Annotated in this window: 6 protein-coding genes; 1 reads left to right on the forward strand and 5 read right to left on the reverse strand. The window is 36.5% G+C overall.

Annotated elements, in window-relative coordinates; translation table 11 throughout:
* Window positions 1-188: 188 nt before the first annotated feature.
* The 4 genes from OZP09_RS11680 to OZP09_RS22730 form a co-directional block, all read right to left on the reverse strand.
* Window positions 189-5,615, reverse strand: coding sequence for a DUF8693 domain-containing protein (locus tag OZP09_RS11680; protein ID WP_281309429.1), 5,427 nt, complete (start codon window positions 5,613-5,615; stop codon window positions 189-191).
* Between the two features lie 442 nt (window positions 5,616-6,057).
* Window positions 6,058-10,953, reverse strand: a complete 4,896-nt coding sequence (locus OZP09_RS11685; RefSeq protein WP_281309430.1) for a DUF8693 domain-containing protein — start codon at window positions 10,951-10,953, stop codon at window positions 6,058-6,060.
* Window positions 10,954-11,255: 302 nt separating this feature from the next.
* Entirely contained in the window at window positions 11,256-12,077 is an 822-nt protein-coding gene (locus OZP09_RS11690) for a DUF8693 domain-containing protein (protein WP_269233869.1), read from the reverse strand.
* Between the two features lie 467 nt (window positions 12,078-12,544).
* The gene (locus OZP09_RS22730; RefSeq protein ID WP_269233870.1) at window positions 12,545-12,715 is read right to left on the reverse strand and encodes a DUF8694 domain-containing protein; all 171 of its coding nucleotides are present in this window, start codon (window positions 12,713-12,715) and stop codon (window positions 12,545-12,547) included.
* Between the two features lie 196 nt (window positions 12,716-12,911).
* Between OZP09_RS22730 and OZP09_RS11695 the strand changes: the two genes are divergently transcribed.
* On the forward strand, window positions 12,912-13,373 hold the full coding sequence (locus OZP09_RS11695) for a regulatory protein RecX (RefSeq protein WP_269233871.1): 462 nt from the start codon (window positions 12,912-12,914) through the stop codon (window positions 13,371-13,373).
* A gap of 74 nt (window positions 13,374-13,447) precedes the next feature.
* Here OZP09_RS11695 and OZP09_RS11700 read toward each other — a convergent pair whose 3' ends face one another.
* Window positions 13,448-19,066 (reverse strand): DUF8693 domain-containing protein, encoded by a 5,619-nt coding sequence (locus tag OZP09_RS11700; RefSeq protein WP_281309431.1) that lies wholly within the window; start codon window positions 19,064-19,066, stop codon window positions 13,448-13,450.
* Window positions 19,067-19,246 lie beyond the last annotated feature (180 nt).

Below are 19,246 nucleotides of genomic sequence, written 5' to 3' on the forward strand. Positions count from 1 at the left end.
GAACATATGTATTTTATAACTGAAAAATTATATAAGTAAAAAACTACATGAAAATACACTCAATTCTATTAAATCATTCATTTTTAACCATAAAAGATTTTTTTAAATTGAAATTGGGTAGTTATGATATTTAAAACAAAAATCCGATAACTTATGCTATCGGATTTTCTAATTTATAGTTTGTAGTTTTATTTAAAGATCACTTTTTTGGTAGTCTGGTAGCCATTCCCCAGCACTACTTTGATCAGCAAAACCTGTTGCGCAAAGGGCTGGTTCTGAAGAATCAATTCAAGATTGCTAACCTTATCTTTACTATACAATTCTTTTCCCGAAACATCATAAATAAACACCTTGTCAATGTTTTCTGTGGTCGAATTTACTGTAATGGTTTTGTTCTGGGCAACAACCCAAACAGCATCATCAACCGTTTCAAAATCACCGGTCCCCAATGTTGTGTTCTTGTAGCGAAGCACAAATCGATTCTTGAAGGTACCTGCCTTGGTCGTAAAAGTATAGTTTTTCGCCGTCAATTCGTTTATTGTTCCGGTCTGCTTGTCTTCCAGATAAATTCTCTGCGTAGCCAGCTTACCATCGGCCTGATCTATTGCAATGGTGAAATCTCCCGCAATTTTCGAACGATACCCTAAAGGAACAACATCTGAATCACTGAATGGCAAGGCACGCCCCTGGATGGTCAGATCGGTAGCATCGTTGATACTATAAAAATCAATGTAACTGTTGCCGTCATAACTCTGTCCGTCGAAAATCTTATCATATCCATTGCTAGCACCTTCTATGTAGCCAATAAGCATTTGTTTGAATGCACCTCCTGCATTGGTTAGGTTAAGCCACAAACGGTGTTTCTCCATCAATGCTGATTTCGAGGTGTTACCAGGTTTGAAAAACTGCGAATTATTGGTTCCGCCAAAACGCATTTCATTTGTGAACTCAACATGACCAGAACCAGATTCTGCACTGGTGAAAAAAGACTGCCCTGCAGCAATGTAACCAGTGGGTTTCATTCCTTTATCTACTCCGTTAACACTGTGCTTTGGATCACTAAGCGCAGAGGCAACACCTCCTGTAAGGTTGTAGCTCGCATAATCATCCGAAACATAAGCATACTGGGCACCAACTAGTTTAACTGCCGTGTTATGAGTCCAGAAATAAACCGTTCCACCTAAGATACCACTGTTGTTTGCATTATCATACAAAAACGAGTCTGCAAAGATAGCTGAAGGATAAGGATTACCTATAAGGTAATATTTATCTTTCTCCATATACTGCCCGCTGGTAATCTTTCCGTTATTGGGTTTGCCTATAAATGAAAGATTCTGTACATAGCTGCTGCCATTCCAGGTCTCACCGTTTGGATATACTGTTTTTATATCAGGAACACGGATGGCATAACCGATACCAGCTTGCATCACAGTCGAAGATGGCTCTTCGTTCCATCTGTCTCCTGTATAGGACAAATATTTATCCCAGCGCGTATTAGGAGATAAATTATACAATGTTTGGCCTTCTACAGGTGAGGACCAATACGTGGAATCGTAATTCTTCATCGGCTGAGAACTACGCTTATAGATGATAGGCCCTGAATTATTATTTACATTATTAATTTGTACCAAACTGGCATTATTATCAAATGTCAAAGAACCATTAACTGTTACTTCATTTGTTATAGTTAATGTAACTCCTGATGGTACTGTTGCTACTACACCTGGGTTAATTGTCAAAGCGCAAGCTACTAAATCTGTTGTAAAAGGAGAATTAGGAATTACTGCAGCTATTATAACATTCATAGAAGCATCAGGTTGTACTCCTTTACTCCAGCTACTACCATCCCATGTATTAAAATTATTGAAAATGGTAACTGTACTCACTGCTGAAGTACATCCATCAGAATTAGTTACGGTGAATGTATAACTTCCGGCTGATAGACCTGAGATAGTTCTGCTTGTTGTATTAGGAATCGTATTACCATAACTTGCAGCAACATCTCCCGTTTGATTAATTGTCCAATCACCAATTGGCAGATCTCGTAATTCTACACTACCCGTATTTGTTGTACAATTAATATGGGTTATTGTACCTACAGTTGGAGCTGTTGGATTTTGATTTATTGTTATTGATTCACTATTACTATTAGTTGTACCACATCCATTAGTCGCATAATATCTGATTCTTTTTCCATTGTCAGCGAAAGAAACCGTATAAGGAACTATCAAATTGGAATATGAACCGCTTCCCACTGCAGTTTCTAATTGCCAGCCGGAAACTAAAATAGCAGAACCGTTAGCTGTAACTGTTGGAACAGAAGGATTCAAAGAAGTTCCTGAACATAATGGAGATAGTACAGAAATTGAAGCTATACTAGGTACATTATTTACTGATGTTATATTTATTGGCATACTTACAGAACAGCCAGCAGCATCTGCATAATTTAAAGTATAACTTCCAGAATCTAATCCTGTTCTGTTTAACGTACTTACAGCGTCTGACCATGTAACATCCAACACATTTACATCTATAACATTAGTTCCGGTAACACCTCTCAAATCAACCGTTTTTGCATACACAACATTATGGGAATTGTCAAACAACTCCAATAACATATTCTGACCTCTAAAAGCATAGGCATCATTACGATTATAAATTCGTAGATAATCTATATTTTTAGGCGAAGCCAAACTTATTTCCAGATACTCGTTTCTATTTGGTGTATTACTATGATACATATTTCCGTTATTCCCATCTATAGCCAGTGAAGGACCATAGGATGCAGCATCGTTCAAATAAACTGAACTTGCCGCCGCACTAGCTCCATTAGAACTCAATGCCACATTTTGACCAGTAAAAATTTCAAACGCATTTACCTCTCCAACTTGTAACCATGCATCAGGATTGTCAAATTTTTGAGTTAACCTTATATATCTCACATTAGCAAGACCACCTGAAAATGTTGGCGAAATAGTTCCATTATTTGATGTAGGACAAGTTTCATCAACTTTATTAGGTGTAATTACAGGTGTAGCATTTAACATTACCGTAACATCCAATCGAGTTGTACTCTCACATCCTGAAGTTTGCGAAGCATAATAATGATTTCCACTTATTAGCGGCGTTGCTGCTGCCAGCTGATTTCCTCCTATTAGTGCATCATACCATTTTACACCTGTTCCTATGGCTGTCAGATTTGCTACTGTTGGCGAACCTGCTGCACAAAATGTTTGAAACTCTGAACCTGTAGGCGCTGCTGGTACAACATTAAATGTTATTACTACATCATCAGTAGAAGAGGTACATGGTGAATTAGAAATTGTCCATCTCAATGTGTATGTTGACCCTGCTGTACCGGTAAATGTGCTTGTAGGACTTGATGGATTTGCAATTGTTCCTCCAGTTCCACTTACAATAGACCATGCACCTGTTCCAACTACAGGGGTATTCCCCGCTAATGTTACTGAAGTCAATCCACACGTAGAAATACCATTTTGGTCTGAACCTGCGTTTGAAACAGTTGGATTTTGATTAAAAGTGATTACGACATCATCTGTAGAAGAACACACACCGTTTGTAATTGTCCATCGCAATGTATAGGTTGAACCTGCCGTTCCTGAAAAAGTACTATTTCGGGTAGATGGTGATGCAATTGTTGCGCCTGTTCCGCTTACAATAGACCAGGCACCTGTTCCAACTGTAGGATTATTACCATTTAAGGTTACTGATGTCACACCACAGGTTGCTGAATTTGTTTGATCTGCACCAGCATTTGCTACTGTTGCTGTAGCATAATTAGTCAAAACAACATCATCTGTAGAAGTACAAGTTCCATTAGTAATTGTCCATCGTAATGTCGCACTGTTTCCTGCGGTAATTCCTGTAACCCCAGATGTATTTGAAGTTGGAGTAGTAATAGTTGCTGTTCCGCTAACTACTGACCACACACCTGTTCCTATCGTCGGCGAATTACCAGCTAACGTAAATGAGGCTGAATTACAATTGGATATATCCAATCCTGCATTTGAAACAGTTGGAGTAGCATAATTTGTCAAAACAACTTCATCCCTTGCAGTACAGCTACCATTTGTAATTGTCCATCGCAATGTTGCGCTGGATCCTGCAGGAACTCCAGTAACCCCAGATGTATTCGAAGATGGAGTAGTTATAGTAGCCGTTCCGCTTACCACACTCCATAAGCCTGATGTCCCAATTGGCGCAGCAGTTCCAGCGAGGGTAAAAGTAGCATTGTTACATTGGACTTGATTAGATCCTGCCGATATTACGACTGGGACAGTGCTCACTGATAATGTTGTAGTTATAGTAGTAAAATTTGCAGTACAATTTGGAGTAACACTTGTAGTGGTAACTCCAGTTATTCGTAAAGTTTGGCCACTGTTCAAAACAGTTAAAGCTGTGCTTGTAAAACTCCCCGCTCCAGAGCCATTAGCAACAACTCCTGTTATTGGCGTTTGTACAATATTAGCTATAGTATAACTAATTGTTGAAGTACTATTTGGTAACAACCCTGTTAAATTAATTAAGTTACCAGTTCCTAGACAAGCCGTTCCCGATCGTGCTGCTCCAGTTAAAGTTGGGGTTGGATTAATTACAACACTTCCACTCATAACTTTACATTCCGTAGTTCCAACTACAGCCATTACTGTATAAGTACCCGCTGTAGATTGAGTTCCAAAACTGATATTTGTTCCTGTTCCAGCAACTGCAGTACCTACATTTGTCGTACCATTACGTTTTAATTGATAATTAACTCCTACTTGAGAATTATTAAGCCCCATTGTAATATTAGTTCCTGCGCATCCATTTGAGCCAGTCATCAAATAATCTGTTGGATCACTTGCAGTCAATTTAACATCATCGATTAGCCAGTCATCTCCACCGGTTGTACTGCTACAATTTCCTGTTCCAGCAGAGCTGGTTGAAGATGATGCTACAAATTCGAGATCGGCAGTTACTCCTCCTGCCCAAGAGGGAATCGTAAGTGTTATTGTGCCTTGACCTAAACTACTTTCGGGCATACCTGGCTTAGTTGCTGAATCCCTACCTACAGCTATTGGGAAACCTGATGCTACATAGCTTGTTCCTGGAACAGGTGTGGTAATATTAGCTGTAGTAATTACAGCATAACCTGCATTAGTAGTATTAAATGATGGGTTTACAATAGTCATGTAAGTAATGCCCCCAAGTTTTATATCAATAGTTGCATTTGTATTACAATTCAATCTATCCGCATTTTGTCCTTTAATTTTAAAGGTAAGCGTTAAGGAACTACCTAATAAACCCGTTACAGATTGCTTTAGCGATATATTGCTTGTACTATTTACATCGATATATGCCTCATTCCCATAACGAAACCAACCAGTATTAGAACTTTCTGGCAATGTCCAATTACTGCCATCAGCAGAACTATTAAATTCTCCTCCTTTAACAACATTACAACCTGACTGCCCATAACCCATTTGAAATACAAAAAAAGCAAAACAAAGACATTTAGCATTATTACTAAATAAGTTTGTTGCTATAATTTTCGGAGTATATTGATTTTGTTTAAAAAAAAATGAACCAATAATAGTAAGTAGTTTTTTAATCATGTTTGGGGCGGATTAAATTTAAAAAAAGTAAACTTATTTTTATTAAAATTGTTTTTTTGACAAATTTTATCAAATAACAACTTATAATACCCTAAACTGAATTAGTATTAAAACTGTAAACACATTGATGTCCTGATAATCAAAACATAAGAATTAAAAAACAAATACTAAATTATTTGGGGCTAATTTATAGAACAAAAATAACAGTTCTGAATGGTTTTTTTATCAAATTTTAAACTATTCGATAAAAAGCAAAAAAAAGCGATAAAAAGAACATTTTATTAGATAAAAAAAAATATTTACATGTAAAATCTTACTAATTGTGAAATTTATTTGATATTAATTTATTTCGTTATCACACTTAAAAATTTTTTACGATAAATTATGCTTAAAAAATCCGATAGGATTACTATCGGATTTTTATGAAAAACAATTATTCTTATTACCTGAATATGATTTTTCTTGTTTGTTCGTTATCGTTTTCAAAAAACACTTTCACAAGCAAAACCTGTTCTGCTGTATTTAACTGTGTGATTGAAAATTGATTGCTATTTATCTTATCTTTTTTATAAATCAATTTCCCAGAAATATCATATAAAAAGACTTTGCTGATATTATCATCATTTAAAGATGTAATGTTAATGACTTTACGATTCACTGTAACAATCAGATTATTTTTATTATTGTCTAAATTACCTGAACCTAAATTTGAATCGCTGTATTTCAGGACAAAACGATCATCAAAAGTTCCGGCTGCAGTAGTAAACATATAATATGATGATTGCAGATTATGTATAGTCTGTGTTAGTTTGTCTTCAAGATATATGGCCTGATTTGATAAATTACCATCAGTCTGATTTATTGCCATCGTAAAATTTCCTTGAATTGCACTTTTATATCCCAAAGAAACAGTGTCAGTATCTTCGAAAGGCAATGCTCTTCCCTGAATTACAAGTTTTTTGTCTTCGTTAATACTATAAAAATCTAAATATGGATTGCCGTCAAAAGTAATTCCGTCAAACTGATCTTCATAATTATTAGTTGCTCCTTCAATATAGCCTACTAAGGTTTGTTTATAAGCTCCTTGATCATTACTCAATTCAAGCCACAAACGATGTTTTTCTATTCCAGAATCCTTTCCGGGTTTGAAAAACTGATTATTATTTCCTGAAACACGCATTGCATTTGTAAATACAACTGTACCTGCTGCTTTTGAAGTAACAAAAAAGGACTGTCCGGCAGCTATTTTCCCTGTTGGTTTTCTGCCTAGATCCAAATCAGGATCATCATTATGCCCCGGTGCGCTTTTTGCGGATATACCTACTCCTCCCGTAGAGTTATAAGAAGCATAATCATTTGAACTATAAGCATATTTTGAACCAATTAGTCCTATTGGTGTATTATGAGTCCAAAAATAAATGGTTCCTTCTAAAGCTGTATTATTTGCAGATAAAAATAAACTTGCGTCAAGAGCTGAAGAATATGGGTTGCCTATTAAGAAATACCGAGTAGCCGCAGCCGGAGTTATTTCCTGAGCAAAAACATTACCATTATTAGGAACCCCAATGAAGCTTAGTTGTTGGGAATAAGGAAAAACCACATTTTCTCCATTGCCCCAAATTCCTTCTTCAGGTGTCCTGATAGCATAACCTTTTGTAGCTGTCATGCGATTCGATGGAAGTTCTTCCTGCCAATGATCCAAAGTTGAATTGTATGACAAATATTTGTCAAATCTCGTATTTGGCGACAACGCAATGAGTACCTGATCATCTATTGGGGAAGACCAATATGTAAAATCATACTTTTTCATTGGCTGAGAAATTCTCTTATATATAATATTTCCCGTATTACTGACATCATTTGTCTGTAAAAGACTTGCATTGTTTTCAAAAGTTAGCGTTCCTCCGGTTGTAACTGCATTGGTTATAGTAAAAGTATGACCGGAATTTACTACAACTGAAACACCGGAATTTACAGTACAGGTACAGCCACTTAAATCTCCTGTTGAAGTATAATTACCAGCAAAAACAATATTATTATTAATTGTGGGTGGGGTAGACCAGCCAGAACCATTCCAGGTCGAGGTTGGAACCATTAAAGGATCCAGTACAATATTAGCTGAACTAGGAGAATAACACGCATCTGTCTTAACGGCAGCAGTAAAGGAACTTCCCGGGGCAAGGTCAGATATAGTAACACTTGTCCCACTTCCTGAAAAAGTCTGGCCTGTTGAAAATTGTAATGTCCATTCTCCGGCCGGAAGACCATTCAATACAACTTTGGCGGTTGGATTAGCACATGTGGCCTGAGTTATTGTCCCTACAGTAGGAGCTGTAGGACCTGTACTAACTAATATTGAAATGGTATTAGACGAAGTTATCATCATACCACAGGAAGCATTTCCTGAACGAGCCCTGTAATAATAGTTAGTATTAGAACTCAGCCCTGTAATTTCAACACTCGTTACATTTCCCACATTTGAACCATTATAACCCGTAACAAAACTGCCAAAAGCAGGATCTGTAGAAACGTCTAAATAATAGGCATTAGCACCGGCAACTGCATTCCAATTGGCTCTAAAACTGGTACAGGATAATATAGCAGCAGCAGTTGCAACCGGAGTTTTAACCTGTTGCGTCTGATATTCAATTACATTAGAATTAGCACTTACACCACAACTTGTATTTCTGCGCACTCTGTAATATATAGGTCCTGGAGGAACGTTATTGACAGCATAGGTTGTAACCGTCCCGACATTTAAGCCATTGTAGCCCGTAACAAAATTAGTAAAAGCAGCATCTGTAGCTACATCCAGTACATAACTTGTAGTTCCTCCAACTGCATTCCAATTTGCATTAATAGTAGTAGTACAATTCGCTCCTGTTCCGGCTATTGCAACAACTTCTGCAGCTGAACCCACTGTAAAAACTTTAGCATTTGGACTGCTTACACCTGTAAGTGCTACTGTAACCCTATAATCACCAGGAGTCAGACTAGTCAGGTTTTTAGTAGTGGCAATAACAGTATTATTTCCTACTCTTTGCCAGGCATACGTATAAGGATCAACCCACTCAGGAGAATTTACAAATGTACCATTGAATCCCGCAGGTATAGAGGTTAAGGTAGTTCCTGAACCATCATAAAAGTTATAACCTGCAATTATTCCGGGTTCAAAACCAGAATATACAGTAGGTCCGAATGCTAGGCTCTGAATTCTTGATGCAGAAAGAGCGGTGTTATAAAACGCAGCCTTTAAAATACTACCGGTAAAAGTTTCACCATTTGTATCAGAAAAAACACGGCTTCCTATTTTAGTAGTAAAGGTTGACGCTCCATAATTGGTGGTGCTCACTACCCCTCCAGTTACGGGTACACTGACACCATCAATATAAATCCTTATACGTGCACCATCACCTGTAACTGCGATATGGTGCCAAGCTTCGTTTCCTAATGTAACGGGAGTAAAGGAAGCCGTTACAGGTCCCGTTACTGAAGTCCATAATTCAAACGTTGATGGAGATGAAAAACCAAATTCTATTGCATCATTCTGACCAAACAAGCTCATTCTGCCTGTTATATCAGATGCCTTAAACTTTATCCAGCCACCCATGGTAAAAGCTGCTCTATTAGACAGCATCTGACTTCCCAGATCTATGTAATCATTATCTGCCGCCACAAATCTGACACTGTTGTTCATATTGGTTATGGTGATACTTCCATCATTTCCGGTGGAACAAGAAGCAACTCCTACAGTTCCTACAGGCTGTGGTAACAAAGGAAAAATTGTCATCTCTGTAGTGGCAGTTACGCAGCCTCCCACATTGTAGGATATGGTATAAGTTCCTCCTAAGCTTGCTGTTAAATTTACCTCACCAGTTGATGTACTTACAAAAGACAGACCAGACGGAGTTGCAGAATAAGTACCTCCTGTATCTCCGGATTGTGTAACTGCTACCGTACCTGTTGCTATAAAAGCATTTCCGGGATAGGAAATTGTGGGAGGAGGCGTAAATCGATAGACCTGTCCTGTAGCAGGTTTTGCATTAAGGGTAAATATAAAAGAACTGGAAGTTGTTGTTGGACTCGCGGTCACATTATTCAAAAGCAAATATTTTCCATTGGCATCATATAAACCTATAGTAGCACTTGGATTTCTCAATGCTCCCGCACCCTGCTTATAAATGTATTCTATAACGTTACTTTTTTCATATAGCCATACCTGAAATGAAATGGCATCAGTTGCTCCTGCATAATCCCACTTCTGCTTCGAAAATTCAAGTTTAAAAATTCTGTTAGGTGCTGTACCCGAAACCTGGTATTTTGGAATTACGGTAAGTTCAATATCATCCCACAATGGAAATAACGCGGGTTTTATAATATTAGCATTCGCAATATTATTGGTATAATTTTGTGATGCTGTTGGAGTAGGTGATGCAAATGTAATCCAGCCATTACTGGAAACCCTTATATTAGAATAGAAAGCTCCTGCAAAATTGAAGCTAAAAGGTAAAGCAACCGTACTTGAAAGTACATCATCTGAACTTGCAGCCAGAGCGGGTACATCTGTAGCTGACAATAAATTATCATAGGTCCTTGAACTTGCAGAAAAACAGTAATTATTAGCCTCTAAACCTCCGGTAACTGGTGGAGTAAATCTATAAATTTGACCTGTTGCAGGTTTTGTACTAATGTTCGTTGTAAAAACATCCGGTTGGGCAACAGGTGTCCCGCTGGAATTATTTAATGTCAAATATCTGCTGGAACCATCATATATTCCTATTGAAGCTCCGCCGGAAGACCCAGTATTTGCTGCTACAGCTCCCTGATTGTACAAAAACTCAACCACATTTGTTGTCTCAAATAACCACAACTGAAATGAAATCACATCTCCGGCAACTCCATTATTCCAGCTTTGCTGACTCCACTCTACCTTGAACCTTCTGTGAGGGGCAATTCCGGTTGTTACATAACGTGGTGCAACATTACATTTTAAATTATCCCATAATGGAAATAAAATTGGCTTTCTTGTTTCTGCATTTGCCTGAGTATTATCATTGGATTCAGCCGGTGTTCCTGAACCTAAATATATCCACCCATTAGGAGAAACCCTTATAGAAGTATAAGCTGTTCCAGCAAAAGTAAAGGTAAAAGGAAGTGTTATTGCGTTAGAAATTCCTTCATCTGCTGTGGCTGGAATTGAAGTATCGGTTACTCCGGCAACACCTGTAAGCGAAATATAATTTCCCTGGATTGACGTAAAAGTGTAATTGCTTGCCGATTGCCCATATGAATATATAAAAATTAAAAAGAGACCTAAAGTTATATATATGTTTTTCATTTTAATTTATATTTAGATTAAGTTGTTTCCTACTCAATAAACTACCTCAAAATGCATTTATGACTTTTGTAAATCTTAAAACACATTATTAAACACAACCTAAAGTACTGATAATCAATACGAAAAATTAACTTGAATAAATTAAAGATTATCCCAAAAAAAAATATTTTAGAATATTATATGCATGACAAATCATCTATTTAAATTTAATTTTAAATAAATGTGAATGATTTTATAAACTGGATTTTACAAAAAATCCGACAAAACAATTTTGTCGGATTTTTTAAAGAGTAGTAATATTTTTATTTAAACAGTGTCTTTTTAGTAATAGATTTTCCATTCTCTAACAGCACTTTTACTAATAAAATTTGCTGTGTAGCCGATAAGTCCGTAATCATTAACTGTGTATCTTTAATGTTTTCTATATTTGATAATTGTTTACCTGTAACATCATAAACAAAGATTTTATCCATATTTTCAACATTTGAGCTTATCGAAATTACATTATTTTTAACTCCAATTGAAATTATATTATTTGCAGATTCAAAATTATCTGTACTTAATGTATTACTAGTATATCTTAAAACAAACCTATTATTAAAAACCCCTGTTTCAGTAGTAAAAGTATAATCATTTTGTCTTAAATCAATAATTGTATTATTTAATTTATCTTCTAAATAAACAGGATGAGTGAAAAACATACCATCCACTTCGTCAATAGAAATAGTAAATTCGCCCTTTATAATAGTACGGTAACCCAAAGGCACAACATCAGATTCGTTGAAAGGCAGAGCACGGCCCTGAATCACAAGATTACGATTTGAATTAATACTATAAAAATCTATATACGGATTCATATCCAAACTTATTCCGTCAAATTTACTGTCATATCCATTTGTTGCCCCTTCAATATAACCAACTAATAATTGTTTAAAAGCTCCTTCTGTATTTGTCATATTAAGCCAAATACGATGTTTTTCTAAAGCACTGGTTTTAGAAGTTGTGGATGATTCAAAAGATTGAATATTGTTCTCAGAGATTGCATTATTGAATGCATTTGTTTTTGATTGTCCAAACGAGCATATACTCACCAATATGCCTACCGTAATAAAAATCTTTTTCATCTCAATTAAATTTTAAATGAATAATTCAGTTTTAACAAAAAAAGGCACCAAAAATTCCTTTTTGAGTATTTATCAAAGAGCACCATTAAGGTAACATTTTTTTTATTCCGTAATCGTTGAAAAGCATAAAAAATCGATTAAATGCATTTATATAATTAATTTAACAAACTGAAATAAATAATTCATTAAAAATCAACAAGATAGAAACAAACATTAAATGAACAAAAGTTGAGCATAATGTTAAATTTCAGTAAAAGAAAATACTAATTAAAAGCTTTTGTAAGTTTTTTTTTCTTATCGAAAAACCTAAATAAATCTTTTTAGCTGTTTTTTAAATTTTTTTCAATATTTACAATATTTAGAAGTTAATTATTTTGAAGTAGCTATAATTTTTTATTTACTATATTATTGTGTGTTAAAATGATTTTAAGTAGCAAGATTTCATTTTTTAAATTGGAGGTTACTGATTAAACTTCAGAAGCTAAAATTTCTGAATCGCTATAAACTAATTTTCCTGTAAGATCATACACAAACACTTTATCAATAGTTTCTTCAAGAGAATTAAATTTTAAGCTCTTTTTATTTATGAGTGGTATTGAAAAAGCCAATACTGTCAGAACTGTGGGGTTTGTCTGCAACAGCTACTTTTGCTCAAAAAAACATATTCACTAAACAACTGAATTTGAGTTGCTTCTAATGGGGTTTCCAAAAGTATAAAAAAAACAATTCCAATATGTTAAATTTTCTTACTTTTTTTTACATTCATTAAAGCTTTTCCACAATTATATTAAATAAGCTACTTTTGTTTTTAATTAATCATTTTCATTTTTAAGTATGACCATCAAAGAAGCATTACAAAAACTAGAACATTTTTGTGCCTATCAGGAACGTTGCCATGATGAAGTCGTAACTAAACTATATTCTTTAAAAATGTCTCCAGAGGAAATCGACATTATTATTGTCAAACTAATTGAAGATAATTTTTTAAACGAAACACGCTTTGCCTGCAGTTTTGCACGTGGTAAGCACCGTATTAAAAACTGGGGAAAAATTAGAATAGTAAATGAACTTAAAACAAGACACATCTCTACAGCCAATATTAATCTGGCTTTAAAAGAAATTTCCGCTGAGGAATACGCAACAACATTTGATGAGCTTTCTCAAAGATGCTGGGAAAGTTTAACAGAACGAAATACCCTAAAAAAACGAAAGAAATTTTGCGATTATCTACTGCGAAGAGGTTATGAAAACAATTTAGTTTATGACAAGGTAAAAGAACTTGAACTACTGAGTTGAGTGAATTGTTTAATCTACTAATAAAAAATCCGATAACTTATGCTATCGGATTTTCTAATTTATAGTTTGTAGTTTTATTTAAAGATCACTTTTTTGGTCGTCTGGTAGCCATTCCCCAGTACTACTTTGATCAGCAAAACCTGTTGCGCAAAGGGCTGGTTCTGAAGAATCAATTCAAGATTGCCAACCTTATCTTTACTATACAACTCTTTTCCTGAAACATCATAAATAAAGACCTTGTCAATGTTTTCTGTAGTCGAATTTACTGTAATGGTTTTATTCTGGGCAACAACCCAAACAGCATCATCAACCGTTTCAAAATCACCGGTCCCCAATGTTGTGTTCTTGTAGCGAAGCACAAATCGATTCTTGAAGGTACCTGCCTTGGTCGTAAAAGTATAGTTTTTCGCCGTCAATTCGTTTATTGTTCCGGTCTGCTTGTCTTCCAGATAAATTCTCTGCGTAGCCAGCTTACCATCGGCCTGATCTATTGCAATGGTGAAATCTCCCGCAATTTTCGAACGATACCCTAAAGGAACAACATCTGAATCACTGAATGGCAAGGCACGCCCCTGGATGGTCAGATCGGTAGCATCGTTGATACTATAAAAATCAATGTAACTGTTGCCGTCATAACTCTGTCCGTCGAAAATCTTATCATATCCATTGCTAGCACCTTCTATGTAGCCAATAAGCATTTGTTTGAATGCACCTCCTGCATTGGTTAGGTTAAGCCACAAACGGTGTTTCTCCATCAATGCTGATTTCGAGGTGTTACCAGGTTTGAAAAACTGCGAATTATTGGTTCCGCCAAAACGCATTTCATTTGTGAACTCAACATGACCAGAACCAGATTCTGCACTGGTGAAAAAAGACTGCCCTGCAGCAATGTAACCAGTGGGTTTCATTCCTTTATCTACTCCGTTAACACTGTGCTTTGGATCACTAAGCGCAGAGGCAACACCTCCTGTAAGGTTGTAGCTCGCATAATCATCCGAAACATAAGCATACTGGGCACCAACTAGTTTAACTGCCGTGTTATGAGTCCAGAAATAAACCGTTCCACCTAAGATACCACTGTTGTTTGCATTATCATACAAAAACGAGTCTGCAAAGATAGCTGAAGGATAAGGATTACCTATAAGGTAATATTTATCTTTCTCCATATACTGCCCGCTGGTAATCTTTCCGTTATTGGGTTTGCCTATAAATGAAAGATTCTGTACATAGCTGCTGCCATTCCAGGTCTCACCGTTTGGATATACTGTTTTTATATCAGGAACACGGATGGCATAACCGATACCAGCTTGCATCACAGTCGAAGATGGCTCTTCGTTCCATCTGTCTCCTGTATAGGACAAATATTTATCCCAGCGCGTATTAGGAGATAAATTATACAATGTTTGGCCTTCTACAGGTGAGGACCAATACGTGGAATCGTAATTCTTCATCGGCTGAGAACTACGCTTATAGATGATTTTACCAGAATTATTGTTTACAGTCGTATTAACATCTTGTAACAAGCTGGCATTGTTTTCAAATGTCAAAGTACCTCCGTTAACTGTTACCTCATTTTTAATAGTTAATGTTCTTCCTGAAGTTACAATTACATTGCCCGAATTTACTGTACAGCTACAACCCGATATATCACTTGTTACATTGTAATCACCCTCAAAAACGATTTTATCTCCGGCAGTTGGTAATGTTGTATCACCTGTTTTGGACCATTTCGAACCATCCCATGTATTTGCCACCTGACTCATATTTAAAGTTGCAGAAGCATCAGAGATACAGTTTCCTTCTTTAACAGTAAAAGTATAAGTACCAGCAGGCAAACCTGTAAGCGCATAACTTGTTGTATTAGGAGTTGGATTAGTATAGATTGGCGTTGGATTTCCATTTCTGTATAATTCCCAATTTCCAGTAGGTAAATTATTCAAGACTACACTACCCGTTGCAACTGAACATGTAGGATAAGTTGTTGTACCTAAAGTTGGCGCATTAAAGGCGTCTATGTTAATTCTGGATTCTATAGAAGTCTTAGTACAAATACCACTTTTCAATATAACCTGATACGTTCTAAATGCACCTGGAAATGCTGTTGGTGTATAAGATATTTGGCCTGCAGTTCCTGGAATATCATTCCAGGTCGCATTATTTAAGTCGTCACTGTATTGCCATATTAAAACTAATGAAGAATCCGGATAAACTGCATTTCCTGCATCATTTCGCAAGGTTAAAGTTGGTAAAGGGCTTCCTTTACAAATATGTGTTCCGCCATTTACCCTTCCTCTGTCCAAAACAGTTACGTTTGTAGTGTAAATAGCTGCTACTGCACCATTACATCCATTAGAATTAGTATAATTAACGGTAACAATTTTAGAACCCGCAGTTAACCATTCAATCACAATATCATAATTTGTACTTGTACCTCTAGCAATAAGTCTATAATCTGTATTCAGAACTCCTGAAACAGTCCAAGTATAATTAGATTGTCCACTCTGGGTGGTATAACTCATATGTTCTCCTGCACATGTTTGCACCTGCGGAGCGGTTGTGAATGTTGGCGTTGGAGTTGGGTTAGGTGTAATATTTCCTGTAGTTGATGCAGAACTTGTACCACATGTATTTGTTGCTGTTACAGATACTGTCCCTATCCCTGAACCAGCTGTAATAGTTGCAGATGTAGTTGTTCCTCCTGCTGTTACTGACCAGCCTGTTCCTGTTACTGACCAGGTATAAGATGTAGCCCCTGCTACTGGTGATATGCTAAAGGTATTTCCTGTTGAACCTGCACATATATTAGCTGGCTGTGTAATTGTTCCCGGTGTTGCTGGAGCTGTAGTTGGAGCAACACTACCTGTAGTAGAAGCTGAACTAGTACCACAAGCGTTAGTCGCCGTAACAGAAACTGTTCCTGAACCTGAACCAATTGTAATGGTTGCAGATGTAGTTGTTCCTCCTGCTGTTACTGACCAGCCTGTTCCTGTCACTGACCATGTATAAGATGTAGCCCCTGCTACTGGTGATATGCTAAAGGTATTTCCTGTTGAACCTGCACATATATTAGCTGGCTGTGTAATTGTTCCCGGTGTTGCTGGAGCTGTAGTTGGAGCAACACTACCTGTAGTAGAAGCTGAACTAGTACCACAAGCGTTAGTCGCCGTAACAGAAACTGTTCCTGAACCTGAACCAATCGTAATGGTAGCAGAAGTAGTTGTTCCTCCTGCTGTTACTGACCAGCCTGTTCCTGTCACTGACCAGGTATAAGATGTAGCCCCTGCTACTGGTGATATGCTAAAGGTATTTCCTGTTGAACCTGCACATTTAGTAGCTGGCTGTGTAATTGTTCCAGGTGTTGCTGGAGCTGTAGTTGGAGTGATATTTCCTGTAGTTGAAGCAGAGCTGGTACCGCAAGCATTAGTTGCCGTTACTGAAACCGTTCCTACTCCAGAACCAATTGTAATGGTTGCAGATGTAGTTGTACCTCCAGCTGTTACTGCCCAGCCTGTTCCTGTTACAGACCAAGTGTAAGATGTAGCTCCCGGTACTGAAGTTATACTAAAAGTATTGCCTGTTGTACTTGCACATTTATTGGTTGGCTGGTTAATTGTTACTGGTGTTGCTGGTACTGCTGTAACTGTTATAGTCCCCGTAGCATTCCTTGTGCCTCCACAACTACCACCCGTTAATGGAATAGTGTAATTAAAAGTTCCTGAAACAGTAGGAGTACCGCTAATAGTCAATGTATTGCCTGATAAAGATGGAGATACTCCAGATGGTAAACCGGTCACAGTTCCAATACCTGTAAAGCCAATTACAGTATGTGTTATTGGGGTTAATGCTGTATTAATACAGACTGTTGGGGTTGATGAAGCTGCAGAAATAGAATTATTAACTGTTACTAATACCGGATTAGAAAATGAACTGCAATAAGAATTAAATTGATTTTGTACAACAGCTCTAAAATAAGTACTTGTAGTTAAAACACCAATTTTAGCAATAGACAAAACATTTGTTGTTTCAGAAATATCAGATACATTAGAAGTAAATCCTATATCACTTGCTTTTTGCCATTTTACTATTGCCGTATTTGTAGTTGTATATCCACTTAATGTAAGGTTGGATGTTAGAGAATTTCCTGCACAAATAGTTTGCGCCGGAGAAACCGAACCTCCAACAGGAGCTGTTGTTTGAAAACTTACAACATTAGAATTTCCTGTTACTATACAATTATTGTATGCTCTCACTCTATAATACAAAGTACCAGCAGGAAGATTATTCGATGGACCAATTCCATTATTACCTGTAACATTAAAACCATTGTATCCTGCTACAAAATTTGTAAACCCGCTATCTGTAGCAATATCTAAATAGTATCCTGTTGCATTAGCTACTATATTCCATTGAGGTTCAGCATAATTACATTGTACGTTACCACTTATAGAAGTTGCAACCGGAACTACTGGGCTAGGTGTTGTTGCATAAGTCATTACAGAAGAACTTGTACTTGTACCACAATTACCATATGCTCTAACTCTGTAATAATAAGTAGTTCCTGGATTTAAACCTGTTATAGGGTATACTAAAACATTTCCAACATCAAGATTAGTATACGATGGAAGTATAGTTCCTGTACTAAAACTACTATTTGTTGCGACATCTATAAAATATTTTGTCGCTAATGCTGTATAAGCCCATTGAGCATTAAAACTTGTACATAATGGACTATCAGGATTAGCTGTTCCTGGTGCGGCAGGTGCTCCAGCAACAGTTACATTAAAACCAGCTCCATATCCACTTCCACAAGCATTAGTCGAATTCACAACTATTTGTCCTGAAGTAGCATTTGAAGCAAAAGTTGCAGTAGCAGAACGTCCATCGGCTGATGTAACAAAAGTAACTCCAGTACCACTATAACTCCACGTATGATTATAATTAGCACTATTAGATGTTACTGTATAATTAGCCGAAGTATTTTGACATTGTGAATTAGAGCCATTAATAGCGCTTACTCCTCCTCCTGGTCCATTAGCAACATATACATTTCTTGTAGCTGTAACACCTGATCGGGTATAAGTAATTGTTGCAGTTCCTACTCCAGCAGCTGTGACTAACCCTGTCGAAGAATTTACAGTAGCAATTGAAGTGTTGCTGCTAGACCACATGCCCCCTGATGATGTAGAACTAAAAGTCGTTGTATTGGTACCATAAGTACAGATATATTGATTACCTGACAAAATACCTGCCTGATTTATACCTCCATTCGAAACAATTTGAGTAAAAGAGGGTACATTGCTTCCATTACAATTTGCGACAGCAGAACCACCGATTGTTATTAAGTCAGATGCACTGCAACTATTATTACTTTTTATGGCTGAACCTGATTCAAACACAATAGAAGAACCTGCTCCCAATTTCAAATCTTTATTACTACCAGCATCAAAGTCCAAAGTAGCATTATTTCTAACGATAAACTGAATAGCCCCTAAACATGTAAGATCTAAATTGGCATCCATGTTTAAACTCATAGCGTTCGTACCATTACCAATATATAAAATCCCACCACATGCAGATATAGGTGCATTACCACAAGTGAGAGCAGATGTATTTGTAGTTGTGGTGATCGAACATTGCGCATTTACACTGGTGTAAAAAACAGCAAAAAGCAGAATAAGTAAAATTCTCTTCATAAAAAAAATTTTTAAATTCTTATAAACAATAGTTTTATAACTAAATTTTGTTGATTATTTCTTTCTAATAGTACTCCCTGTTTCAGGATGATAAAATTAAATTTCTTTAAAATTTTGTACTTTCCTGTACCTACGTAAAAACCCGTAAGAAGGTTTTATTTTTGTAATCCATTTTAACTT

The organism is Flavobacterium flavigenum, from assembly GCF_027111255.2.
Taxonomy (GTDB): domain Bacteria; phylum Bacteroidota; class Bacteroidia; order Flavobacteriales; family Flavobacteriaceae; genus Flavobacterium; species Flavobacterium flavigenum.